General features: G+C 58.5%; 21 protein-coding genes. All 21 read left to right on the forward strand.

Annotated features, from left to right (window positions below; translation table 11 throughout):
• Positions 1–222 precede the first annotated feature (222 nt).
• Complete coding sequence (locus BRA1253DRAFT_RS29370) at positions 223–1,326, forward strand: ABC transporter substrate-binding protein (protein WP_007600405.1); 1,104 nt, start codon at positions 223–225, stop codon at positions 1,324–1,326.
• Positions 1,327–1,535: 209 nt separating this feature from the next.
• The gene (locus BRA1253DRAFT_RS29375) at positions 1,536–2,534 is read left to right on the forward strand and encodes an ABC transporter ATP-binding protein (protein ID WP_371261375.1); all 999 of its coding nucleotides are present in this window, start codon (positions 1,536–1,538) and stop codon (positions 2,532–2,534) included.
• Between the two features lie 22 nt (positions 2,535–2,556).
• Positions 2,557–4,338 (forward strand): ABC transporter permease subunit, encoded by a 1,782-nt coding sequence (locus BRA1253DRAFT_RS29380; RefSeq protein WP_007600409.1) that lies wholly within the window; start codon positions 2,557–2,559, stop codon positions 4,336–4,338.
• A 415-nt stretch (positions 4,339–4,753) separates the two neighbouring features.
• On the forward strand, positions 4,754–5,164 hold the full coding sequence (locus tag BRA1253DRAFT_RS29385) for a hypothetical protein (RefSeq protein WP_035994185.1): 411 nt from the start codon (positions 4,754–4,756) through the stop codon (positions 5,162–5,164).
• Positions 5,161–5,385, forward strand: a complete 225-nt coding sequence (locus BRA1253DRAFT_RS40555; RefSeq protein ID WP_051058468.1) for a hypothetical protein — start codon at positions 5,161–5,163, stop codon at positions 5,383–5,385. The genes BRA1253DRAFT_RS29385 and BRA1253DRAFT_RS40555 overlap by 4 nt, the downstream gene beginning before the upstream one ends.
• Positions 5,386–5,403: 18 nt before the next feature.
• A complete protein-coding gene (locus BRA1253DRAFT_RS40560; RefSeq protein WP_051058469.1) occupies positions 5,404–5,691 on the forward strand; it encodes a hypothetical protein in 288 nt (95 codons plus the stop codon).
• Positions 5,692–5,811: 120 nt separating this feature from the next.
• The gene (locus BRA1253DRAFT_RS46320; protein WP_371261376.1) at positions 5,812–6,006 is read left to right on the forward strand and encodes a hypothetical protein; all 195 of its coding nucleotides are present in this window, start codon (positions 5,812–5,814) and stop codon (positions 6,004–6,006) included.
• Positions 5,912–6,259, forward strand: a complete 348-nt coding sequence (locus tag BRA1253DRAFT_RS44630; RefSeq protein ID WP_051058470.1) for a hypothetical protein — start codon at positions 5,912–5,914, stop codon at positions 6,257–6,259. The genes BRA1253DRAFT_RS46320 and BRA1253DRAFT_RS44630 overlap by 95 nt, the downstream gene beginning before the upstream one ends.
• A gap of 1,325 nt (positions 6,260–7,584) precedes the next feature.
• Positions 7,585–8,811: a RidA family protein gene (locus BRA1253DRAFT_RS29395; RefSeq protein WP_007600412.1), complete on the forward strand. Its 1,227-nt coding sequence runs from the start codon at positions 7,585–7,587 to the stop codon at positions 8,809–8,811.
• A gap of 179 nt (positions 8,812–8,990) precedes the next feature.
• Positions 8,991–10,415, forward strand: coding sequence for an amidase (locus BRA1253DRAFT_RS29400; RefSeq protein WP_007600413.1), 1,425 nt, complete (start codon positions 8,991–8,993; stop codon positions 10,413–10,415).
• Positions 10,416–10,805: 390 nt separating this feature from the next.
• The gene (locus tag BRA1253DRAFT_RS29405; protein ID WP_007600414.1) at positions 10,806–11,366 is read left to right on the forward strand and encodes a cupin domain-containing protein; all 561 of its coding nucleotides are present in this window, start codon (positions 10,806–10,808) and stop codon (positions 11,364–11,366) included.
• Between the two features lie 107 nt (positions 11,367–11,473).
• Complete coding sequence (locus tag BRA1253DRAFT_RS29410; RefSeq protein ID WP_007600415.1) at positions 11,474–11,860, forward strand: tautomerase family protein; 387 nt, start codon at positions 11,474–11,476, stop codon at positions 11,858–11,860.
• Positions 11,861–12,712: 852 nt separating this feature from the next.
• Positions 12,713–13,948 (forward strand): FAD-binding oxidoreductase, encoded by a 1,236-nt coding sequence (locus tag BRA1253DRAFT_RS29415; protein WP_007600416.1) that lies wholly within the window; start codon positions 12,713–12,715, stop codon positions 13,946–13,948.
• 78 nt (positions 13,949–14,026) lie between these two features.
• Positions 14,027–15,370 (forward strand): serine hydrolase, encoded by a 1,344-nt coding sequence (locus BRA1253DRAFT_RS40570; RefSeq protein ID WP_007600417.1) that lies wholly within the window; start codon positions 14,027–14,029, stop codon positions 15,368–15,370.
• A 635-nt stretch (positions 15,371–16,005) separates the two neighbouring features.
• Positions 16,006–16,848 (forward strand): transporter substrate-binding domain-containing protein, encoded by an 843-nt coding sequence (locus tag BRA1253DRAFT_RS29425; RefSeq protein ID WP_007600418.1) that lies wholly within the window; start codon positions 16,006–16,008, stop codon positions 16,846–16,848.
• A 4-nt stretch (positions 16,849–16,852) separates the two neighbouring features.
• Positions 16,853–17,824, forward strand: coding sequence for a proline racemase family protein (locus tag BRA1253DRAFT_RS29430; RefSeq protein ID WP_007600419.1), 972 nt, complete (start codon positions 16,853–16,855; stop codon positions 17,822–17,824).
• Positions 17,825–17,835: 11 nt separating this feature from the next.
• Positions 17,836–18,489, forward strand: a complete 654-nt coding sequence (locus tag BRA1253DRAFT_RS29435) for an amino acid ABC transporter permease (protein WP_007600420.1) — start codon at positions 17,836–17,838, stop codon at positions 18,487–18,489.
• A complete protein-coding gene (locus BRA1253DRAFT_RS29440) occupies positions 18,489–19,328 on the forward strand; it encodes an amino acid ABC transporter ATP-binding protein (RefSeq protein ID WP_007600421.1) in 840 nt (279 codons plus the stop codon). Before BRA1253DRAFT_RS29435 ends, BRA1253DRAFT_RS29440 begins: the two co-directional genes overlap by 1 nt.
• Positions 19,329–19,340: 12 nt before the next feature.
• Positions 19,341–20,240, forward strand: a complete 900-nt coding sequence (locus tag BRA1253DRAFT_RS29445; protein ID WP_007600422.1) for a dihydrodipicolinate synthase family protein — start codon at positions 19,341–19,343, stop codon at positions 20,238–20,240.
• 234 nt (positions 20,241–20,474) lie between these two features.
• Entirely contained in the window at positions 20,475–21,908 is a 1,434-nt protein-coding gene (locus BRA1253DRAFT_RS29450) for an NAD-dependent succinate-semialdehyde dehydrogenase (RefSeq protein WP_007600423.1), read from the forward strand.
• Between the two features lie 35 nt (positions 21,909–21,943).
• Entirely contained in the window at positions 21,944–23,335 is a 1,392-nt protein-coding gene (locus BRA1253DRAFT_RS29455; RefSeq protein WP_007600424.1) for a PLP-dependent aminotransferase family protein, read from the forward strand.
• The last annotated feature ends 54 nt before the right edge of the window (positions 23,336–23,389 follow it).

Raw genomic sequence — 23,389 nt, forward strand, 5'->3', positions numbered from 1 at the left:
TGTCCGTGAGCCTGACCCCTCTTGAGTCTTGTTCAGGTCGACAGGGACGCGTCACCGCAGAAAAGCTTGCATTCTTCCTAATGAGGCGCAGGATTCCGGCTGGTTTCGCTGTTACTTTGGGAGAATCGACCTCGATGACCCGAATACTCTATTCCAAAGCAAAGAAAAGACCGTCACGGGAAAGAGACGCGGATAGCAGAATGAAACGCTGGAGAGGGAAACATGAGTTTTTTGATCAATCGTAGGCGCCTCATGCAGGCGGGTTCGTCCGTCCTCATGCTGGGGACGCTAAATTCTGTCACCAGTCGTGCTTGGGCGTCCTCGAACGAGCTTCGGGTATCCGTCGGCGGAGGCGAATGGGGGAAGGCGAACATCGAAGCGTATGTGAAACCGTTTCAAGCCGAAACGGGGATCAAGGTGAATCCAATCACCGATGATTCGACGATAGCGCAGCTTGAGCTAATGGTGACCACAAAAAACGTGACCCTCGACGTGATCAACCTAGGCGCGCCGTCGGTTGCCATCGCAGGCCCTAGAGGTCAGCTTGAACAGATTGATTACTCCATCTACAAAAAGGACGAGCTCGATGGCATCGTTGACTTCGCCAAAGAACCGTTCGCCGTCGGATCGCTCATGTATGCGAACGTGATGGTCTACAACACGGAGAAGTTTCCGGCCGGCAAGCCGCGGCCCAAGTCTTGGGCCGAGTTCTGGGACGTGAACAGGTTTCCTGGCGTCCGCGTGCTGCCGACCGGCCAGCGTGGCGTTGAGGGCCCTTGGGAGGAATCCCTGCTGGCGGATGGCGTTCCTATGAACGCGATCTATCCCATGGACATTGACCGCATTTTCAAGAGCTTGGATAAGATAAAGCCGCATATCCGCAAATGGTGGACTGTTGGGTCCGAGATCCAGCAAATAATGCACGACAAGACGGCCGACCTTGTGAATGCTTTTGATGGCCGGGCTAGCCAGTTGATCAATCAGGGCGCGCCGCTCGAGATCAATCGAAATCAGGCGAAGCTGAGATGGGACTACTGGGCGATCCCAAAGGGTAGTCCGAATGCCGCCAACGCGCAGAAGTTCATTGAATTCGCCACCCGCGCCGACCGCCAGGCCGTCTTCGCCCAGCTGCTCAACTACGGCCCAACTAACCGTAATGCCTTCAAGCTAATCCCCGAGAAGGTAGCGCGCAATCTAGCCAGCCATCCAGACTACATGGCGATCAGCCTTCCTTGGAATGCGAAGTGGTACGGTGAGGTTGGCGCGGGTGGCCTGACCAACGCCGAGCAGCTCCGTCAGCGCTGGAACGAGTGGGTTTTGCTCTGATATAATCACTATTCATCAGCCAGTAAGTCGGACAGCGCGCCTGGTCCGCACGTCGGGCGCGCCAGTCCGGTTAGATATACAATCAGATTACTTTGGAGCACAATTTGCAAACTGTGCATGTCAGAAATCCACTCTCAATTGCCCGGGATGTAGCATTGGAGAAGAGCTTGGTTCCGGCGACGCAAATCGAATTTCACCGCGTCACAAAGATGTACGGCCCCGTTGCGGCGGTCAGGGATCTTTCGCTGGTGGTTCATCGCGGTGAATTCCTGACCGTTCTTGGTCCGAGCGGCTCGGGCAAGACCACCACACTGATGCTGCTCGCCGGCTTCGAGGCACCAACCAATGGCGATATTCTAATTGCCGGAAAATCCGTTGCCGCAGTGCCTTCATACCGGCGCGACCAAGGCATCGTCTTCCAAAGCTATGCGCTTTTTCCACACCTCACGGTGCGACGAAATCTCGAGTTTCCGCTAGAAATGCGCGGCGTCAAGGCAGCCGAGAGGACAACGCGGGTCGATCGCATCCTCGAGCGCGTGCACCTCAGCGGTCTCTGTGAGCGCATGCCATCGCAGCTAAGTGGTGGCCAGCAGCAACGCGTTGCGCTTGCCCGCGCGCTGATCGCCGATCCGCCGATCCTCCTGCTTGACGAGCCGCTCGGGGCGCTTGATCGCAATCTTCGCGAACAGATGCAGGGCGAGATCAAGAGCCTGCACAAAGAGTTTGGCATCACCACCGTCTGCGTTACGCACGATCAGGAGGAGGCACTCACGCTGTCGGATCGCATCGTCGTCATGCGAGAAGGGCGGATCGAGCAGACTGACACGCCGGAAGCCCTCTATGATCGACCAGCAAGCCGGTTTGTGGCCAATTTTCTCGGCGAAGCCAACATTCTCGAAAATCCCGGTTTTGACGTCGAATCCGCTGCATCTCAGCCGCTTGGCACCCTCGCCATGATCCGACCGGAACGCATCTGCCTGTTTCCTGCCGACAAAACGAAACGCGCGGATGCTGACCAGCGCCAATCCGTCACCGGCACGGTAGACGACATGATCTACGCCGGTCCTTTGCGCAAATACCGTGTGCGCGTTGGGAATAGCTTGCTCATGGTGCGCGAGCATGTTGCTTCGGGACAGGAGATCTTCCGACCCGGCGACGAAGTGCGGCTCGAATGGTTACGCTCCGATATCCGCTTCGTTGCTGCGTGAGGCGCTGAGAGGTTCAAGGCAGATGATGCAAACGCTTCAGAAACTCGGGCGAATGCCTATCGGACTCACGGTGCCAGCCTTCACGATCCTGCTAGTTGTTTTCGGCTTACCGATCGTTCTGCTCTTCCTGGCCAGCATAAATGCGCCGGCCTTCTCGCTCGGCAACTACCAGGCGTTTTTGCGTCAGCCGGCAAACGTGCGCGTACTATTCCAAACCATTCAGGTCAGCGTAGTAGCGACGGCCATTTGCGTGATCGTCGGCTATCCTATGGCCTATCTGATCACGGCCGCTTCGAAGCGCGTGCGTATGGTTCTGCTCGTGCTCGTTATCATCCCCTATCTGACCAGCCTTTTGGTGCGCACCTATGCGTGGATAGTGATACTCGGCGACAGCGGATTGATTAATAACCTGCTGCTCTGGCTCGGATTGATCTCTAGCCCGCTGGCACTCATTTACAGCCGAATGGCTGTCTACATCGGCATGGTCCATATTATGCTGCCGGTGATGATTCTGCCGTTGGTCAGCGTCATGATGGGCATCGACAAATCGTTAGTGGCGTCTGCTAGCAGCATGGGCGCGCGCCCCTTTGCCGCCTTCTGGCGTGTGTTCCTCCCGCTCAGCCTGCCCGGACTGCGCAGCGGCTTGTTGCTCGTCTTCGTGTTTTGCCTCGGTTTTTACATCACGCCCGCAGCCCTCGGCGGGTTACGGGACGCCATGCTTTCGACCTTCATCGCCGCGCAAGTGGCGAGCTCCTTCAATATGGCGCAAACCGCGGCCTCGGCGTTTATCCTCCTTGGTATCGCCACGGTGGTGCTCTCTGTTCTTGGACTCGACCTTGCTGATACGAATACCCACGGGACGCGGCTAGCGCGAAAATCCTGGAGCAGAGGTCTGCCTTCATTCCGTACTTTGACACGGTATCTTAGTGAGCTTGCGAGTCCGTATCGGGCGAAGCGCTGGACGGCTAAGCTCTACCAGCCGGGCGGCAGCAGCGGCTGGTGGACGATCCTCGGTACGTTGTTCATTCTGCTCGTTATGTTCTACTTGTTGTTTCCGAGTGTTGTAGTCATCATCATGTCGTTCAGTGGCGGGGAGTTTCTGGAGTTCCCGCCCTCTAACCTTTCGCTGAAATGGTACAGGTCCTTCTTCGGCGATCCTTCCTGGACCGGCGCAGCCTGGATGAGCATCCAGATCGGAGCGGCGGTCGCCGTCCTGTCGACCATCGTCGGGACGCTAGCGGCATACGGACTTAACCGCACCTATCCGCGGCTTCGCAGCTTTCTCACTCTGATTTTACTCGCGCCAATCACTTTTCCCAGCATCGTTGTCGGCATTGCTGCCTATTTTGGGCTGCTCAACCTCGGACTGATCGGCACGAAGAGCGGCATTGTCCTGACACACAGCATCGGCGGCATTGCCTATGTGGTGGTGATCGTTTCGGCTACTCTGGCGAATTTTGACCGTCGGCTCGAGCAAGCGGCGAAGAGCATGCGGGCTGGGCCTCTCCAGACCTTCAGGAGGGTGACGTTGCCGTTGATCCGACCTGGTGTCATCGGCGGGGCTCTATTCGCGTTCATCCACTCCTTTGATGAGGTCGTCAAAACATCTCTCGTCAGTGGGTTCTCGATCCGTACCTTGCCGCTGAAAATGTGGGAGAACATACGCAACCAGATCGACCCGACTATCGCGGCTGTGGCATCGCTGCTGATACTATTGCCCGTGCTCTGGCTAGTTGCCCTGTACGTGTCCGGCTGGCGGCCGAGGCCACGGGGGCAAAACGTGCTTCCGGACGCCGCGAGCTGAGCCGCTCGCCTGACGAAGCGTCGGAAATAGAGACCCTGACCGGTACATAGAACCAGTCATAGCCACTGCTGCGTGAGCCTCATAGAGCGGACCGCATCTTTCGCGAGGAGCCGGCGTAGGCTGCGCGCCGCGCGCGTGATGAAGGCAGCCGTTGCTTGCGTGTTCAAACACAGCCGAATACACGTAGCAGTCTTATGTTAAGCCGCTGCACCAGCGCATGAGTTCGGAGGCATATGGAGAGGAAGGGTCTCTCACGTTCTCTGCACCAACCTTCCTTATCGTAACCACCTGCCGCTTCGCACGAAGGTGGCCCTCAGATATCAGACAAATCTGTCTATCGGTTCTTTCGGTCCTGCGAAAAAAATCCCGAATCGTTGAAGTGGAATATTGAGTCATACTCGTAGTGACGCGCTCAGTGAGCGTGAAGCTTGAGTTGTGCCGCTTTGCGGCGGATGCCCAACGTGACCTCGGCTTCAATGAAGATGACGCACTTCAAGGCAAATCGCGCAAGGCCGTGCATACGCTTGAGCAACGGCTAGCGGAAGTGAACGAGCCGCGCCTCACGATTTTAATGCTGCTGATGCGTCGTTTAGAGAAGGACTTCATCCTGCGCGGGGGGGACAGAGATAGCGACTCTCTGGTAGACCTAGCGGGCGAATTCGAAACTGCGCTCGCTCAGGCCAACCTAGTTCCAGACGTCAGATCCCATGTGCTTGAGCTGATCCGCGCCTACAAATCGAGTTTCCTGTCGATTGCGGACACCAGGCGCTCTCTCAAAGGAAATCGAAGATCTTGGGGCAGATTTACGACCGGATTCACCCGATGATCTTGAAAATCATCGCTGTTGCAGACGCACGTTCGCACGCGACGGAAACGCGAGCTGAGGAGATTCGGCACAAACTCATTTGGATTATCGGAACAACGACGATCCTCCTCGGCTTGCTCGCCCTAGTCGTTGGCCAACGCATCTCCAAGATGGGCGCTTCGATGACAGCGGCCATGTGCGGCGAAGGTCGCTTTGAAGTGGTTCTGCCGGGAGTTGGCTGAAAAGATGAGCTTGGCGAAATGGCCGAAGCGGCCGAAATGTTCAAGCTGAAAGCCAGTCAAAAATCTCGGGCCGAGCTCGATGCCAAGGCTGAACAGGATCGTGCCGCCGGAGAGCAGCGCAAGGCCGATATCGCGCGATTGGGCAACCAATTCGAAGCGGCCGTCGGCAAGACTATCTACAGGGTCTCGGTCGCTTCTTGCGAGCTTGAAGCATCAGCGCGAAGTCTCACCAGCACTGCTGATCTGAGCCGGCGACTTTCGGTCGAGGTCGCCTCATCATCGGAAGAAGCTTCCAGTAAGGATTAGCGTGTTGCAATAGCGACTGACGAAATGGCAGCGACTATCGCGAATATCGGCGGCAAGTTGAACAAACGGGCCAATATGGCAGGCGAGGCAGTTCGCAAAGTCGAACTCCGCGAGCGGCACATGACAAGTTTGGCAGTAGCGTCTGAGCGGATCGGCAACGTAGTCGAGCTTACTGCCGCAATCGCACGGCAAATTAATTTGCTCGCGCTCAATGCCACGATTGAAGCCGCGCGCCGGCGATTTCGACAAAGGGTTTGCGATTGTCACTCAAAAAGTCAAAGGTCTTGCGAAGCAAGCCGCGCACGCGACCGTTGAGATCAAGGGGCAGATCGGTGGTATACAGGCAGCGACAACTGAGTCGGTCGGCGCAGTTGGTGAAATCGCCGCGCTTATCGGTCGGATCTCCCAGATCGCCAGAACTGTGGTCAGCGCGGTTGAAGAGCAAGAAGCAACGAGCAAAAGCATCGCATTCAATGTACAGGGCGCGGCGGCCAGAACCACTGAGAGACCGGCCAAGGCTTGCGAAGTTACCGAGGGTGCGAATGAGACCGGAAGGCCTTCGGTGTAGGTGCTGGCGTCTGCCGAACGGCTATCCGAGGAAAGCTCTCAGCTGAGGCACGAACTGGAGAGCTTCCTGAGCGGAATGCAAGCGGCTTAGCGGATCAAGTCGCAAGCTGTCAGCCTCGTGCTGGAAGGGACTCTCTCCGTGCGCCTCTCTTTAATCTCACACAAGTGCGACTTCCCAGGAAAGCTGGAGAGAACGGGTCTCGACAAGGCAACCCAGCGTGCCCACTCGTTGTATCGGTCAATCTTCTGGCGAGGCTCTGAACCAGATCAGCGGTCAGTCAGCGAGGCTGCAGCGCCAGCTTGCGATCGCTAGCGGGGCGGTGGCCCTGCGTGCGGGTTACCCTCACTGCAAGGCGGCCCATGCAGCCATCGGAGCAACGGAAGGCGTACAACGTGTTGATGCAGTTCACGGCGGTAGGTAGGTTTGCCGTTTGACGCGGAGGCCGGGAGGGAAGGGTACGCGTTTTGGTCGAGGGTCAAACGGGAGCGGCCCGACGCTTGTTCAGGCAGCTTTTCCGCCGGCTGAGCGTGGTACCCTGGAAGCGGATGACAGTGGAACTGTGAGGTCTGTGCCGGGCTAACTTCGTGGCTTTCGTCTTCTACGCCAGACTACGATTCCCTGCTACGATTGCGCAGGTTCTGCTTTCATCTAGGTGTCCCGGTGATGGCAGCAGCCTCAGCTGCCCGGATAACAGCGGATCTCGCCCATGTGGGCATTCAGGACGATGCGAATTCTTGGTAGCAGCAGAAGCTGCAAGCGCGGACACAATAGGCAGGATGGGACCGTTGATGAATGTTCAGTCATCAACGCGGTCGCTGCACCGGGGCGATTGAGGCCGCCGAACTGTACGCTCCAACCTCGCTGGATATTCGAGCGCATCTTGCGCTATCCAAAGGTCATCCTCGAAATCCGCGCCGCGAGTGGGTTACCGCTGTTTCATTATTGAGGCGTCGACAGCCGCAATCCGTTTCGCCAAGGCTGCGCGGCCAACGGGTTAAGTTCACTCTGCTCGAGCCGACAAAACGGCAAGCGCAGTGTCCAGCCGCGGTCGTATCAAGTTCATCAGTGATCGACTGTTCTGTTCCCCGCGGAGCCTTGTCCGGAAGTTCGCAATTGGTCGCAAGGTCTTGCGCCAAAGCGTGAGCTAAATGAGTACGATGTTCGATCTATAAAACATGGCCCATACAAATCAACAGGTTACAGGATCTAAGAAAACGTCTTTTCAAGTATGAGGGCGACGATAACCTTCGTGCAAGTCTGCGTGAGGCGAGCCTAGCCTTGCTACACGAATATCGGATGGCGACATTGTGGAGGATTATGTGAAGATGACAGCGCCAGTCATTTGGAATCTGCCAATTGCAAAGACGCACCTTCTGTGCGCCAGCGCAGGCGCGTTGAGCTTCGTCGGCGGCGCGGGCGACTTGGATGCAGCGGGGCGAATTCGCAATCCAGGCGATCTCGACAAGCAGATCCAAGGTGCGATGGCGAACGTAAAAGACGCGCTCGACATTGAAAACTGCACGCTTGACGACATAGTGCGGCTGAAGGCGCATTTCACCGCGGATCGCGACGACTGGGACGTCATTGCAGCGCTAGCTCGGTTCTTCGGGAAGGACCCCATGCCTGTAATCAGCACCGTGCCAGACCCATTCCAGCCGTTTAGCGGTCAGAAGATCCAGATCCAGGCCATCGCCCAGCGTGGTTGGCGCAAGCACGCCGACTTACGTGTGGTGCCGCGCCGTGTGCCGCATCCCAAACAGGCACTATTCGGTGACCGCACCGTCACCGCAGGTCTGCGCGCTGGCGAGTTCATCGCGGTGGCCAACCGCACGGCGGAGGGCGCCGATGGTGCAGTGCACCATCCGGACGACGGTGTGGGTCAGACACACTTCATCATGGAGCGGCACGAGGAGACGCTGGCTGGCCTCGGTGCTTCTACGCAGGACAGCATCAAGATGGAAGGCTATTACTTCGGTACCACGCGCGCAGATTGGATGCCGCTGGCCAAGGCGCGGGCGAGCCACTTCCGCGACCCAGGACCGGTAGGGACCGTAGTGCCTTGTCACCGCCTCAATCCGAAGGGAGCCCTGATCAAAATCGAACTCATGGGCATGCGCACGCTGCGGAGCGGGTTCGACAAATACATTCCGCGCGAGGACCATTGGCCTGAGCGCGTTTGGGATTGGCCGATTCCTTTGCCCTATCGACAAGCCATCAGGCTGCGCGACGTAGTGTGGCTGGGTGGCCAGTGCGCCTGCCGTCCCTACGTCAACTCTGGCCTCCGCGTCGCGGAGGGCCAACTCACGCCCCAGACCGCCGTCGTCACGAGCCTGCTCGAGGACCTGCTACGTCCGTTTGGCCGCACGCTTGCAGATCTGAAGCTGTTGGTCTGCTACTTCACCTCGACCGGAAGCGAGGCCGAGACGGCCGCCTTCCTAAAGACGCTCGCCGATTGCATACCTGGGGCGCTTCCACCCGTGACGGTCGTGCCGACTCCCGCGCTGCACACTCAGGAAACGAGCCTCGAGATTTGGGGCGTGGCGCAGGGTTGAGGAGGCTTCGCGTGGCCGCCTTTGCGCGCAGCTCAAAGGATACCAGGAGGGGGTCTGGCCAGACCGCGCCGCACTCGCCAGGTGCAGAGCCACTTTGTGTTCAATTTCGATCCCCAATACATCTACAAATGGAGTTTCAAACAAGTGCGACACTGCAGTTAAGAGAGGATATTCGAACCATGAAGTTTGAGGAATACCGTCGATATGACGCGATTGGTTTAGCGGAGCTCGTTAGGAAGCGAAAGATCAGTGCGGAGGAAGTGCTGGATGCCGCGATTGACCGAGCCGAGCAGGTCAACCCGCTCATCAATGCGATCGTGCACAAGCAATATGAGCAAGCGCGCAAAGCTCTTAGCGCAGCGCCTGCCGAAGCTCCGCTGAACGGGGTACCGTATCTGATCAAGGACTTAGGCCTAGGCACGTTCCAGAACGGCGAACCGGCGACAATCTCTAGTGGGTTATTCAAAGATTTTGTTGCTGATCATGATTCGGCATATGTAAAGCGCTGCAAGCAAGCCGGGTTAGTCATCATGGGGCGTAGCTCCACACCCGAGTTCGGGATTAATCCCAGCACCGAACCGCGTCTGTATGGACCTTGCCGCAATCCTTGGAACCTTGAGTTTTCTCCGGGCGGGTCCTCTGGTGGAGCGGCGGCGGCAGTTTCAGCGGGGATTCTGCCTGTTGCGCACGCGACAGACGGCGGCGGCTCTATTCGGATGCCGGCGGCACACTGCGGCCTTTTCGGCCTCAAGCCCTCGCGAGGGCGCGTCTCAATGGCGCCAGACGCTGGCGAAGGCTGGGGTGGGCTCTCGACGATCCACGTGATTAGCCGAAGCGTGCGCGACTCTGCCCTTATACTCGATTGCACAGCAGGCTCTGAGCCTGGCGATCCCTACACTGTACCGGTGCTCCAGGGCAGCTTCCTGAGCGCCACAAAGCGAAGAGCGCCCAAACTCAAGATCGCGCTCATGCTAAAAGATCATCGAGACGCCAAGCTTGATCCCGAGTGCTATAAAGCCGTTGAAAACGCTGCAAAGCTTTGCGCCGATTTAGGACATGCGATCGAGGAAGACAGCCCCAAAATCGACCTCGCCGAGCTCTACCCCATGAATCGCAGAATCTCGGCCGCGAACATTGCACGCGTTTGCAACGCTCGCTGGAAAGCTCTCGGTCGAGAGCCAAGTCCCGATGATATGGAGCCCGTCACATGGGCGGCTTACCAGCGCGGGCTCAGTATCACCGCGGTCGACTATGTCGAAGCCATAGCGGTGGCTCATGCGGCCGGCCGGAAGCTGGCAGATTTCCTCGCGAGATATGATGTGGTTTTGTCTGCAACCTGCGGCCCCCCCAAAAAACTCGGATACTTCGATATGAGTGGAGACGTTGAACTGCATGCTGATCGGACGATCGAGTACATGGGCGTCACACCTCTACACAATGCTGCCGGGACCCCGGCGATGGCGGTACCCTTGCATTGGACGGAACGTGGCTTGCCGATCGGTGTGCATTTCGCGGGCCGTTACGGGGAGGAGGCGACATTGTTAGCTCTGGCCGCACAATTGGAGACCGCGCAACCTTGGTTTGATCGAGTGCCGGCGATCTAGGCCGTCGAGTCATAGGCGCGCAGCCACAGCCGCAACGAGGCTAGGTGGACCATGGGAAGAAAATTGGCGGCGCCAATCGAACGTTAGCCTCACGAACTAGCGAAACACATAGGATTTCGCCAGTGGGAAGCTACGCAAGCGTTTTCACAATGCTCGCGTGATTGCAAGGAGACCGCCCTATGATCGCCGAATTTCTGCAAAACTGGATCGCGATTAAAGATTTTCGGCTTTAAAGCTAGCTATGCTCAGTTGATGGCGTCGCAAACACTAGGCTCGCTTCCGCGCCGGCCCAAAGAAATTGCGGCGCCACAACTCGGGCTGCTTGAGATGTGACTGCCAAATCTTGTTTCTGAACTCGTACAGTTAACCTAATGCCGTGGCGCAGGTAGCATGAATGGTTGTCTCAACGACGAAATCGGTGCTCGCCTCCGTCAGGTCAGACAGCACAATCGGCTCTCACAGCGCGCGCTTGCAAAAAGGGCCGGCGTGGTGAACTCAACCATCTCCTTGATTGAATCCGGGCAGACTAATCCATCGGTGGGAGCACTGAAACGCATATTGGACGCGATTCCGATCAGCGTGGCTGATTTCTTCTCGCTGACAGACGCAGGCGGGGAGCAGATCTTCTTCAGAAACAAAGAGCTCACGGAAATCGGCAAAGGCGGAATTTCTTACCTTCAGATTGGAAACAATATGGTTGGTCGTTCAATTCAGATCCTGAAGGAAACATACACGCCCGGATCCGATACAGGAAAGGTTAGGCTCACTCACGCCGGTGAAGAAGGTGGTATTATCATCAAGGGGCGCCTGGAGATCACTGTTGAAGATCAACGGCGCGTACTTGGCCCTGGCGATGCATACTATTTCTCGAGCCGTCTGCCGCATCGATTTAGATGCATCGGAGGAGAGCCATGCGAAGTCGTGAGTGCGTGCTCCCCGCCAACATTTTGAAAGTAACGAAGCGCCGTTGTTAAGAACGGCGCTCTGAGCGTCGGATACCAGCCTCCCTTGCTTCAGGCTGCAACATTTGAGGCCAATTCTCTCAAGGAAATCCCCGAATGCCAAGTACACGGATCACGACGGGCGGCTGGGCTCGTGGAAGTGAGCAAGAGATCATCAAAGCCGTCCAATCAGCGCTCCTCTCTGCGCTGAAGATACCTGAATACGACCGTGATGTAGTCTTGGACATCAGCGATGCCGCCGCCCGGATCGTCCCGACTGGTCTTTCGGAGCACTACACTCGTATTGAGGTGATGATGTTCTCGGGCCGATCACTTGAAGCGAAACGCGCGCTCTATAAGGGACTCGTGACGAATCTCTCCCTGCTCGGGGTTCCGGCGACCGAAATCAAGATCATCCTGCTTGAAGTGCCGGCGGAGAACTGGGGACTCAGAGGTGGCTATCCCGCATCAGAGATCGACTTAGGTTTCACGGTTGATGTCTAGACTGGTGAACAGGACTGGTCTTCGGATCGGGCTATGAGACATACGACGATGTCGCGCACTGAAACTCGCTGCCTTTTCCCAATTCCTTTCGAGCCGAATTTCCTTGATCGCCGCATGGCCCGCGTCGCCCCGTTTGACAAGCGGGGCTCTCGCATCGCGCCCATTAATGGCCCGGTCGGCAGACTGATCCGCGTATGTCCAACCTTTTCTTCGTCTCGCCAGGGCAACCGATGCCAGCGACTGCCTGATGGTCAGTGTCTGCCGCTGGCTGGAGGCTTCAATGTTGGGGCGCGGCCGTCGCCGAGCGAAGACCTCGAAATTCCAGTGGCGTGGTCGAAGCCTTCTGGTGAGTTGTCTGTGACCAGTGTTTTCTTGCGTGCCGCTGCTTCAGCGCCTCCTTCAGTCGAGCCCTGAAACGACAGTAGGACTGGGTTGCATCGCTGTTGCGATCGCTGCGATAGGGACGGCAATTCGCAACTCTGCTGTCACTTGCAGGATTGTGGGCTATCGGCCGCAATTTGCTTGGGCTTCACCGGCCCAGAACCGTGAGGCCTCGAGCACGTGACGGCCGTCGAGTGGGACAGCTCGTCAGGTCGCGCTCCGCCTCGTGGTTGCCGCTGCAAGCGACGGCGTCGGCCGTAATCGCGATAACATCAAACCGAGATGACAGCGCCTAAACAAATCGCCATTGAATCCCAGAATTAGGTGTGTTTGTATTGGGTCAATCTGTGGGATATCGAAGAGTGAACTAGGTCAATTCTCCGCAGAGAGAGTTTACCATGAAAATTGGCCCGCATCTCGGTGATGGTCGAGGCGCCGCGGGTCTCGGTCGCGGCGAACAGGAGATGTCGAATGGCTGAAGCTCGCACGGTTGCCATAGTTGGCGGGGGCATAGTTGGCGTAAGCTGCGCGCTCATGCTGGCGCGGGAAGGGCACCGCGTCACCGTGATCGAGGAAGGCCGCATAGGCCATGGCTGCTCTTGGGGCAACGGAGCCCAATACAATGCGGGATCGGCTTTTCCCATGGCTCATCCTGGTGTCATGTGGCGTGCGCTTCGCTGGTTCGCTGACGCTAACGGCCCAGTGCGCCTCGCCCCGCGTGAGCTGCCCCGCACCCTCCCATGGCTCGTTCGTTTCCTGCGCACCGGACGGCTGGAGTCTTGGGAGGCGGCGTATACGGCCTTGCACGCTCTGAACCAGCCCTGTGCTACCCTCTATCGCGATATGCTCGGCGACTCTGACTGGAAACGGTTATTCCGGCCCAGCGGTGCTCTCCATGTGTGGCGCGATCTATCACCAACCGCCCTCGATATGCTTGTGGACAGTCTGCGGAGAAAGCATGGCGTCGCCTTTGAGAGCATCAACGCCGAGCAGCTGCACGAGTTAGAGCCGGCCTTGTCCCAAGAATACAAGCGCGGAATATTCTTTCCAGGCAGCGGCCATGTAATTTCGCCTCCCTCGCTGGTGGAGGGGGTGATGAATCGAGCCGCCACATTTGGCGTTTCAGTGCGGGCCGCGCGGGTCCAATCTATAGAGCCCAGCACGGAAGGTGTAACGCTGCAGACCAGCAGCGGGCACCATCACTGCGACATAACGATTATCGCGGCGGGTATCGCCAGCCGCGATCTGGCGCGCTCCCTCGGAATTTCCCTGTCGATGGCCAGTGAGCGTGGCTATCACATTACCATGCCCGGTATTTCCGGTGTCATCAGCCGACCCGTGACCGATGCAGCCTCTGCCTTCGTTGCCACGCCACTCGACGAAGGGCTGCGAATCGTAGGTATCGCCGAATTCGACGTACCCAATGCGCCGCGTGACCCAAAGCAAAGCAAAAAGCTGCAAGCATATGCCCGCGCTATGCTGCCGGACATATCCATCGCCCAAGTCACTGACTGGATGGGCGTAAGGCCCTCAACGCCAGACAGCCTCCCGATCATCGGTCCCCATCCAAGGCACGCCAGTGTCCTGTTCGCCACTGGCCATGGCCACATGGGGATCAGTGGGGCCCCTATGACTGCGGCGATCATCTCCGACCTCGTGGCGGGTCGCGCGCCCCGAATTTCAAACGCGCCTTATCGGCTGCGATAGGCAGCGCAGGTTTAATCTTGCGTCGTCCCATTAATGGGTCAATTACTAGGTTGACATAGTTCAATCGAGGGGTTGTCAATGAGCCTGGGGATAATCTCGATCGGTTCTGGTGTCATCGCTGCGGCCGCGCTGTTCGGGCCGGCCTGCTTGGCGGCTCGCGCGGATGAGCGCTCCAAGGCGACTGGCGTGGAGCCCTTACCGCCTCGAGGCGTAGCCTATCACTGGACCCCCGAGCAGCAGATCGTCGGTTACATGAAGCGGATGCAGATCGAGCCAACCCGTATGGTGGGAGTGGGCGATGGGTCCAATGTGCGTCACTTGCCGCTAGTAGTGCATCAGATCTCACCTCACTGGACCTGGCATGGCCAGCCTATGGACGTGGATCGCTACATGGAAGCGACACGCGTCTCGGGCGTCATTGTACTCAAAGACGCCAAGATACTCTATGAGCGCTATGGCGTCGGGCGCACGGCAAAGGACCACTGGGATGGCCAGTCCACCACAAAGTCTGTCACCGCGCTCTTAATCGGCGCAGCGATCCAGGATGGTTACATCAAAGACATGGGTTCGCTAGTCACTGACTACATTCCCGAGCTCAAAGGGAGTGCCTATGAGGGGGTTACAATCAGCCAACTTGCCACCATGACCTCGGGCGTGAAGTGGGACGAAACACTCCTCGATCAGCAGTGGAAGGAACCCTTCGTAAATGGCGTCAATCCGACTGTCGCTTTCATGAGTCGTCTACCACGAGCAAATGAACCGGGCACCAAGTTCAGTTATTCCTCCGCCGATAGCGATCTCGCCGGGATATTGGTCTCCAGAGCCGTTGGCAGATCGTTGGCCGAGTATCTCTCGGTAAAAATTTGGCAGCCCTACGGCATGGAAAAAGAGGCATATTGGGTGACTGACGCGGCTGGCATCGAACGCGGTGGTGGCACCCTTCTCACGACATTGCGCGATTTCGCGCGCATCGGCCAATTCGTGTTGGAGGGCGGCAAAGCGGGCGACATCCAAGTGCTGCCGCGGGATTGGCTGGCGCAAGCGACTGAAGCTCAACTTATCTTGTCAGCTAGCGACGGCTTCGGGTTTCTGGGCGCGGTGGGCTATGGCTACAATTGGTGGACCTACAAGGATCACTTCGCGGCCATTGGCCACGCCGGCCAAAGAATCTTCATCTATCCCAAGGACAATGTGGTAATCGCCCTCAATTCGGTTTGGCCGGAAGATCATGCAAAGGATTACTATCCAATGGAGCAGCCTTTTATAGAGGCTTTGCACACAGCTGCTGCCGCACTCGCTGAGCGGGCGGACTGCTCCTATGGCTGCTTCCGCAACCTCCAGGCGCCCGATGCAGCCATGGAAGGTATCTCCATCATCTGTTGCTGGGCCGGATTTGGCTATCGAACTCAACACAGAACGTAGTGCGCTGCAAACAAATACGGGACCACACCATTGCGATCCAGTTCTCATTAAGCTCGTATCGCAAGGCCGTCACGGCGCGTTGCTCTCGGAATTTTCGGCGTCCGTTGACAGTCGTAGCCATCACCTTCGTCGGATCGTCGGCATTACGAAACTTCGAGGCGACCGATCCGCAGCGCAACGTAGAGTAAAGCAACATGGTGCGCTCATGAGGCCGCACAACCACGCGATACATAGACTGATTGGATAGGCGAAAAACATCGGCGGGACAGTCAGCGGCATAGCTCGCGTTCGCGAACAAGTGCATCGGTAGCTAAGTTTGCTTTCGGTAAGCGGGCGAGCCATCTCCGACCGTGACGGTATTGACTGTCGGGGAGGGGCGAACGGCCGGCGTTGCACTCCCGAGCGATTATGCGCGCGTCCGCTGGTCCGCCCGATGGATCAGGCCGCAGGGTATCAGCGGCGCCTAGAGTGTCGTAAGCGCCGACCGCCTCGCGCGCCTCCGCAACCCGCCCCTGGTGCACTTTCTTCTGCATTGAAAGGATCACTTGTGCAAAGTTTGCTATTGCATCATCTCGCGCAAATGATATAGTGCAATATGAAAATGACATAAATCAATAACGAGCAGGGAGATTTCAATGAACCGATGGGTAAGTGCGATCGTGGCTGTCACCATAAGTGTGGCCACTCTGATCGGGCCGGCATCCGTGCCAGCTTGGGCCGAAGACCCCTCTCTGGTACTTGGCCGCATCAAGTCGAGCGGCAAGTTGAAGTTTCCAGTCATGGTCGCGGAGGAGCCCGGCTACATCAAGGACCCGCGCACCGGCGAATGGAGCGGGTTCTTCGTCGACTGGGGCAAGGATATTGCCGGCCTGCTCGGCGTTCAGATGGAGTATTACGAGACTACCTGGGGCAACCTCGCGGCCGACTTCCAGGCTGGCAAGATTGACCTCGCTGTGGCCTTGAATCCCAACCCTCGTCGCGGCCTTGTCATTGACTATGTGCCAGGCGCCATTGTCGATGGCGTTTGGGCGCTTGTCGCGCGTCCTGGCTTCGCGCCCAAGACTTGGCGTGAGATGGACAAGAAGGAAGTGCGTGTCGCCGTGCAGAAGGGCGGCACGATGCAGGTGATCGCCGAGTCCGTGATCCCCAACTCCACCATCGTCGTGGTCCCCACGCGCGACCAAGCGGTGCTGGAACTGCAGTCAGGCAAGATCGACGCAATCATCGTCGCTGACCAGGATGCCGCGCTCCTCGACTCCAAAGGTGTCGGCAAGGCCGTGGTACCTACCCCGGTCCTGCGCAATCCTGCGACGATCGGCATCCGCCGCGAAGCTGGCAACGAGGGATTCTCCAACTTCTTGGCCAACTGGATGTCGCAGCAGAATTCTCTCGGCCTCGCCTGCTCGCGCATCACTCGCTACATGCTCGACCGCGGCATCGACATGAAAGTCGTTCCTCAGTCCGGCAAGTATTGCTGACGTCATGCGTACGAGCCGTCTGTTCACTGTCGTCGACAGCCACACCGCAGGACATCCTACCCGCACGGTCATCGCGGGGATCCCTCCGCTGCGCGGGCAGAGTGTGCGCGAGCAGCGGGACGATTTCCGCAACACCCATGACGGCTTGAGAGCACTACTGCTCCATGAGCCGCGCGGGCATGCCGCCATGGCGGCGGCGGTGCCCGTGCCCTCGCGCAAGGCGGACCAAGGGCTGTTCTTCATCTTCTCTTACGTTTACGCCGACATGTGCGGTCACGCCACGATCGGCTACATCGCCAGTCTCGCTGCTATGGGAGCTCTCCCGCAGGGCTTCGAGCAAAACGGCATGTCCATCGAGACACCGGCGGGGATCATCCACGTGACCGGTACGTTTGAGGCCGGTCGGCTGACGTCTGTCCTGTTGCGGAACGTTCCCTCCTTCGTGCTTGCCTCCGACGTTGTTTCGGACATCGCGGGCGTCGGCAGAGTGACTTGCGACATCGCTTATAGCGGTATCATATACGCGCTTGTCGACGCTGACCAAGTCGATCTTCCCTTCGACATCGACCATGCGACCGGGTGGTGCCGCTCGGGCATGTCCATCAAGCACGCGCTTAATGGTCGCAGCGAAGCGCCCCAGGTCGATAGCGTGCTATTTCATCGTTCCATTGAGGGTGGTGCGCGCCATCTGGTCATTCTGGCCGCCAACAAGTTCGACCGTTCGCCCTGTGGCACAGGTACTTCCGCTCGGCTGGCCCAACTCCACGCCCGCGGGCAGTTGGAAATAGGCGCCTCATACCGTGCAGAGAACATCCTCGGCGTTCCCTTCGAAGCTAAAGTGGCGAGCTTGGCTAAGGCTAGTGACGGTAAACCCGCCGTGATTCCGGAGGTGCGAGGCATGGCTCATATCAGCGCATTCTCCACCCTTGTGCTGGAAGCGGACGACCCGCTGCCCGCAGGCTTCCTTCCCACCTGACGGAGAGCACCATGAAATTCGATCCGTCCATCGTCTTGGCGAATTGGGACATCCTTGCCTACGGATTGCTGGTCACTCTGAAGTACACGATTTACACCTGCGCTATCGGACTCGCGATCGGTCTGTTTGTGGCGCTGCTTCAGCTCACCCCGTGGCCATTCTTGCGCTGGACCGGCCGTATCTGGGTCGAATTCTTCCGCAACATCCCGCTGCTGGTGTTGCTGATGTGGACCTATTATGCGTTGCCAATCTTCCTTCAGATCCAGATTGGCAAGGAAACGGCGGGTATCCTAGGCCTCGGGTTCTATGCCAGCGGCTTTTATGCCGAGATCCTGCGCGCCGGAGTCCAGTCTATCGACCGCGGCCAGACTGATGCCGCCGTTGCGTTGGGCATGGGGTACTTCCAACGCATGAAGCGGATCATCTTGCCGCAGGCACTGCGCCGCATGGTGCCGCCGCTAATGGGGCAGACTATCATGCAGCTCAAAAACACGACCCTTCTCTCAGTTCTGACTATTCCTGATCTGCTCTATCAGGCCGGCTACATTGCCAGTTTCACCTACCGGCCGATGGAGGTCTACACCGTCATCGGGGCCGTCTTCATCCTCATGCTGTTTCCCCTTAGCGCTCTTTCGCGCCGGTTCGAACGCAAGGAGGCCGCGTGATGACCGCAACATCCACCGAAGTCGTACTGAGCGTGCGTGGCATCGAGAAGTCTTACGGGAAGAACCATGTACTGCGCGGCGTCGATCTCGATGTCCATCGCGGAGAGGTGGTCTGCCTGATTGGTGCGAGCGGTTCAGGCAAAACCTCGCTGTTGCGCTGCATGAATCTGTTGATGGAGCCCGATCAGGGCGAGATCGTCATCGAGGGGGCGCCCCTATTCCGCAGCACGGGTGACGAGCGGCTGAAGCTCTCCGGCAGGCAGGTCAGCGCCGTGCGCATCAAGACAGGCATGGTGTTCCAGAGCTTCAACTTGTTCCCCCACCGCACCGCGCTCGAGAATATTATCGAAGCTCCACTGGTAGTGAAGAAAGTGCCGCGTGCCGAAGCGGAGGCTCGAGCACGCGAACTCCTCACCCGTATGGGTCTTCCCGACGCCGGGCATAAATACCCTTCGCAATTGTCCGGCGGCCAGCAGCAGCGCGTCGCCATCGCCAGGGCACTCGCTATGCAGCCCACCATAATGCTTTTCGACGAACCGACCTCGGCGCTGGACCCGGAGTTAGTAGGCGAAGTGCTCGCCGCTATCCGCCAGCTCGCCAGCGAGGGAATGACCATGGTCATCGTTACCCACGAGATCGGCTTCGCCTATGAATTGGCCGATCGCGTTGTCTTCATGGACGAAGGAGTCGTTGCTGCCAGCGGTGCTCCCCGTGAGCTCCTGCTGTCAGCCGCCAATCCGCGGCTCGCCGCTTTTGTAGGACGTTTCACAGAACAGGCTCGTCTGCTCGGCCCTCTCGCTGGGCAACCCGCCGCAGCTTCATTCACATCTCCCAACTAAGGATAACAGATCATGACTGGTACAAACTGGAGCGGTATTTTCCCTGTTCTCGTCACTCCGTTCGGAGCCGATGGCTCCATCAATGAGTCCAGATACAAGGCGCTCATCGACGAAGCCATTACCAATGGCGCACAGGGCATCGTCGCGGCTGGCAGCACTGGCGAGTTTTATGCACTTACGACGGCCGAGCGCGCGCGGCTCTACAAGTTGACGGTTGATCATGTGGCCAAGCGCGTGCCAGTACTGGCAGGCGTCGCCGACTTGCGTGTAGAAGACGTACTGGAAGCGTGTCAGTCAGCGGTCGCTGCGGGCTGCGCAGGCGGCATGATCCTTCCACCCATTTACGCTATGCCGAGCCCCCGTGAGATCGTCGCTTTCTTCGAGCACATCTCCCGGAACACCTCGCTGCCGCTGATGCTCTACAACAGCCCCCGCCGTGCGGGCGTTGACATCACGCCGGCTCTTGTAGAGCAGCTCTCTTTGTTGCCAACTGTGGTCGCCATCAAGGACAGCTCCGGCCTTATTACTCAGGTAGCTGAGCTTGTGCAGCGCGTGGGCAATAGAATTCGTGTTTTTGTCGGCTACGAAACCATGATCGTTCCCGCCCGCGCCGTTGGCGCCCATGGCGTCGTCGCCATGGCCCACCAAATCGCCGGTCCGTTGATCCGGGACTACTGGGACAAGGCGCTCACTGGCGATAAAGCGTTGGATGCCCTCGGCCGGGACGTCTTCGCCTTCTACCGTTGCTTCCAGTCCGGCGCCTATTACGCCGCGATCAAAGAGACCATGAGCCAGCTTGGCCGCGACGCCGGTGGCCCGCGTCTGCCCTTGCTGCCGTTGGCAGCCGAGCAGAAAGCGGCCATCGCGAAGATCATCGCCGAGTCCGGACTTGCTCGCTGGGCCAACGCTTAAGGAGAGTCGACATGCGGTCCTATCTGATCGCAGGAGAGGTCGAGGGTTTATGGCGGCGCCGACGACGGAAGAGGTGGATTTTCGGATGTGCAGATAACTAGCGGCTGCAAATCAAGAATTGCGTGGCGCGACCGACGTAACGACTCGTTTCATACCTGCATCGACGCAAGGTCCATGCAGTCGGGCTTGGCTACTAGCATCTGAGCCCAATTCACCTCATTCAAGGAATAAAAGATGTATACCAAACTTGCACTCCTCATCGACGGCGAATGGATCGAGGAGACCAATGCTGGGAGCGAGATCGTACTCAATCCTGCGACCGAACAGCCTCTCGGCACGCTGCCGCACGCCGGAAAGGCCGAGCTTGACCGCGCACTCGCGGCGGCAAGCCGGGCCTTTGAGGGGTGGAAGCGTACTTCGGCTTACGAACGTGGCCAGATCTTGCGCCGCGCCGCTGATCTCATGCGGGAGCGGGTGGAGCACATCGCAACCGTGCTAACCTTGGAGGAAGGTAAGACCCTGGCGGAGGCGAAAGGCGAGATCGCCGCTGCGGCAGAGTTTTTTGACTGGTTCGCCGAAGAGGGCCGGCGCACCTATGGGCGTGTTATTCCGGCGCGTCTGCCGGATATGCGCCAGACAGTCACACAGGAGCCGGTCGGCCCCGTCGCTTGCTTCACGCCGTGGAACTTCCCGGCGGTAACGCCGGCCCGCAAAATCGCGCCCGCTCTTGCCGCTGGTTGCACCTGCATCATCAAGCCGGCTGAGGAAACGCCCGGCACCACGCTCGAAATCGCACGGGCGCTCACCGATGCAGGATTACCCAAAGGCGTGCTGAACGTGGTCTTCGGCGTACCGGCAGACGTCTCTGAGTACCTCATTCGCTCGCCAGTGATCCGCAAGATTTCCTTCACCGGATCGACCCCGGTTGGACGTCATCTCGCTCGGTTGGCAGGAGAGACGTTGACGCTCGCCACCATGGAGCTGGGCGGCCATGCGCCCGTGATTGTCGCGAAAGACGCTGACGTTCAGCGAGCGGCGGAGCTTTCCATGGCCATCAAGCTACGTAACACTGGCCAAGTTTGCACCTCGCCGACACGTTTCTTCGTGGAGCACTCCGTGTACGAAGAGTACATCGAACACGCTCGCGTGTTCGTGGAGAAGCAGGTTGTAGGGGATGGCCTACAAAAGGGCACCACGGTGGGGCCTGTCGCAAACACTCGCCGCGTCGCTGCCATGGATAACCTGATTTCCGACGCCTTATCGCATTCGGCGCGCCTTGTAGTCGGAGGCGAGCGGCTGAAGGCGACGGGCCTAATGTACAAGCCTACCATCCTGGCTGACATGCCCGACCAGGCGAGGGCCATGAGCGAGGAGCCATTCGGCCCGCTTGCACTGATACAACCTGTTGATGACGTAGAGCAGGGCATCGCACGGGCGAACGCCTTGCCATACGGTCTGGCCGGATATGCCTTCACCCGTTCCGCCGCTATTGCCAATCGGATCGCAGGCGAGCTGGAGGTGGGCGTCATCGGCATCAACCAGATGGTGGTGACGATCCCAGAAACGCCATTCGGAGGAATCGGCGACAGCGGCTGGGGCCGCGAAGGCGGCATCGAGGGGTTGGAAGCCTACACTGTAAGAAAGTATGTCGGCCATCTTCATGTCTAGCTGGTGATGAGAGGAACGGGAAAGGAGCGCGGCACGTGAGCTTGGATGGTACATTTTCGGGGTGGCGGCCACGGAAACTCGCCTCCGAGGGACCGCGTTACCTTGCCGTCGTCGGTGCTCTGGAGCAGGACATCGCTGACGGACGGCTGTCTGATGGCGACCGTCTGCCGCCACACCGTGACTTGGCACGAGAGCTCAATCTTTCTGTCGGCACCGTCAGCAAAGCCTATCAGGAAGCTGAACAGCGCGGCATCGTCAGCGGCCATGTCGGGCAGGGCACTTTTGTGCGGCGGCGTTCCGCTGCCAGTGCCGAGGTGGCATCAGCAAGGCATGAAGCGCTCAATTTAGCGTTGAATGTGCCTGCCCAAGGAAGCGAAACGCAGATATTGTCCGCGCTATTTGGCGAGGTGGTGCGCGAGCGTGATCTTGCACCTTTGCTGGGCTATCATCCACACGGCGGCATCAGAAGACACCGCGAAATCATCGCAGCCTCGTTGTCTCATACAGTGTTCGCGGTTGAAACTGAACGCCTGTTCCTGTGCAATGGTGCTCAGCATGCAATAGACGTCGCCCTACGCCTGGTGGCAAAGCCCGGCGACAGTATATTGGTGGATGCGTACACTTATTCTGGGTTCAAAGCCATCGCCGCTGCTAGTCACCTCAACTTGGTCCCTGTGCAGATGGACGGGGAGGGGATGGATCCGGAGGAGCTGAAACAGGCCTGCCGCACGTCCGGAGCGCGGGTGCTCTATTGCATGCCGACCTTGCAGAGCCCGACGGCTCGCACCATGAGTCTTGCTCGTCGGCAAAGTATCGCCGAAGTTGTCGAGGAGCTTGATCTCACCGTCATCGAGGATGATGTCTATGGTTTTTTCTTCACTGAGCGTCCTGTGCCGATCGCCTCTTTGGCACCAAGCCGCACCTTCTACGTCACGTCTTATTCCAAATGCCTTGCACCGGCGTTCCGGCTCGGCACATTGACAGTTCCGAAGGCCTACATTGCGCAAGCCGAGCTCCTCCTCCACGCATCCGCTTGGTTCGTGGCTCCGATACTGAGCGAGACAGTGTTGCGGTTGATTGAGAGTGGCAAGCTTGAAGAACTTCTGCGTGAGCGGCGCGTGCAGGCGCTCGAGAGGTATCGGGTGTTTCTGGACGTGTTTCCGAAAGCCGAAAGACTTCAGTTTCCGGCCTTCTACGGCTGGTTGCCGCTGCCACAAGAGTGGTCCGCAGATCAATTTACAGCCGCTGCGCGGGCTCGCGGCATTCTTGTAACCCCCCGCATTGCCTCCGCGGTGGGAGAGACCGAACCCGGCGCAGTTCGCATCTGCCTTGGTGCGCCGAAAGATACCAATGAGCTCTCTAATGCCCTTCAGACTCTTGACGACATCCTGAGGCGCCGCCCGGTAAACGTTGTTTCTGTCGCATAACCGCTGATCGATGCGGTCCGTCCTGGGTGTTGCCTGAAGCGGGCGAGATGTAGC

The sequence above is a fragment of the Bradyrhizobium sp. WSM1253 genome, from assembly GCF_000244935.1.
Taxonomy (GTDB): Bacteria; Pseudomonadota; Alphaproteobacteria; order Rhizobiales; family Xanthobacteraceae; genus Bradyrhizobium; species Bradyrhizobium canariense.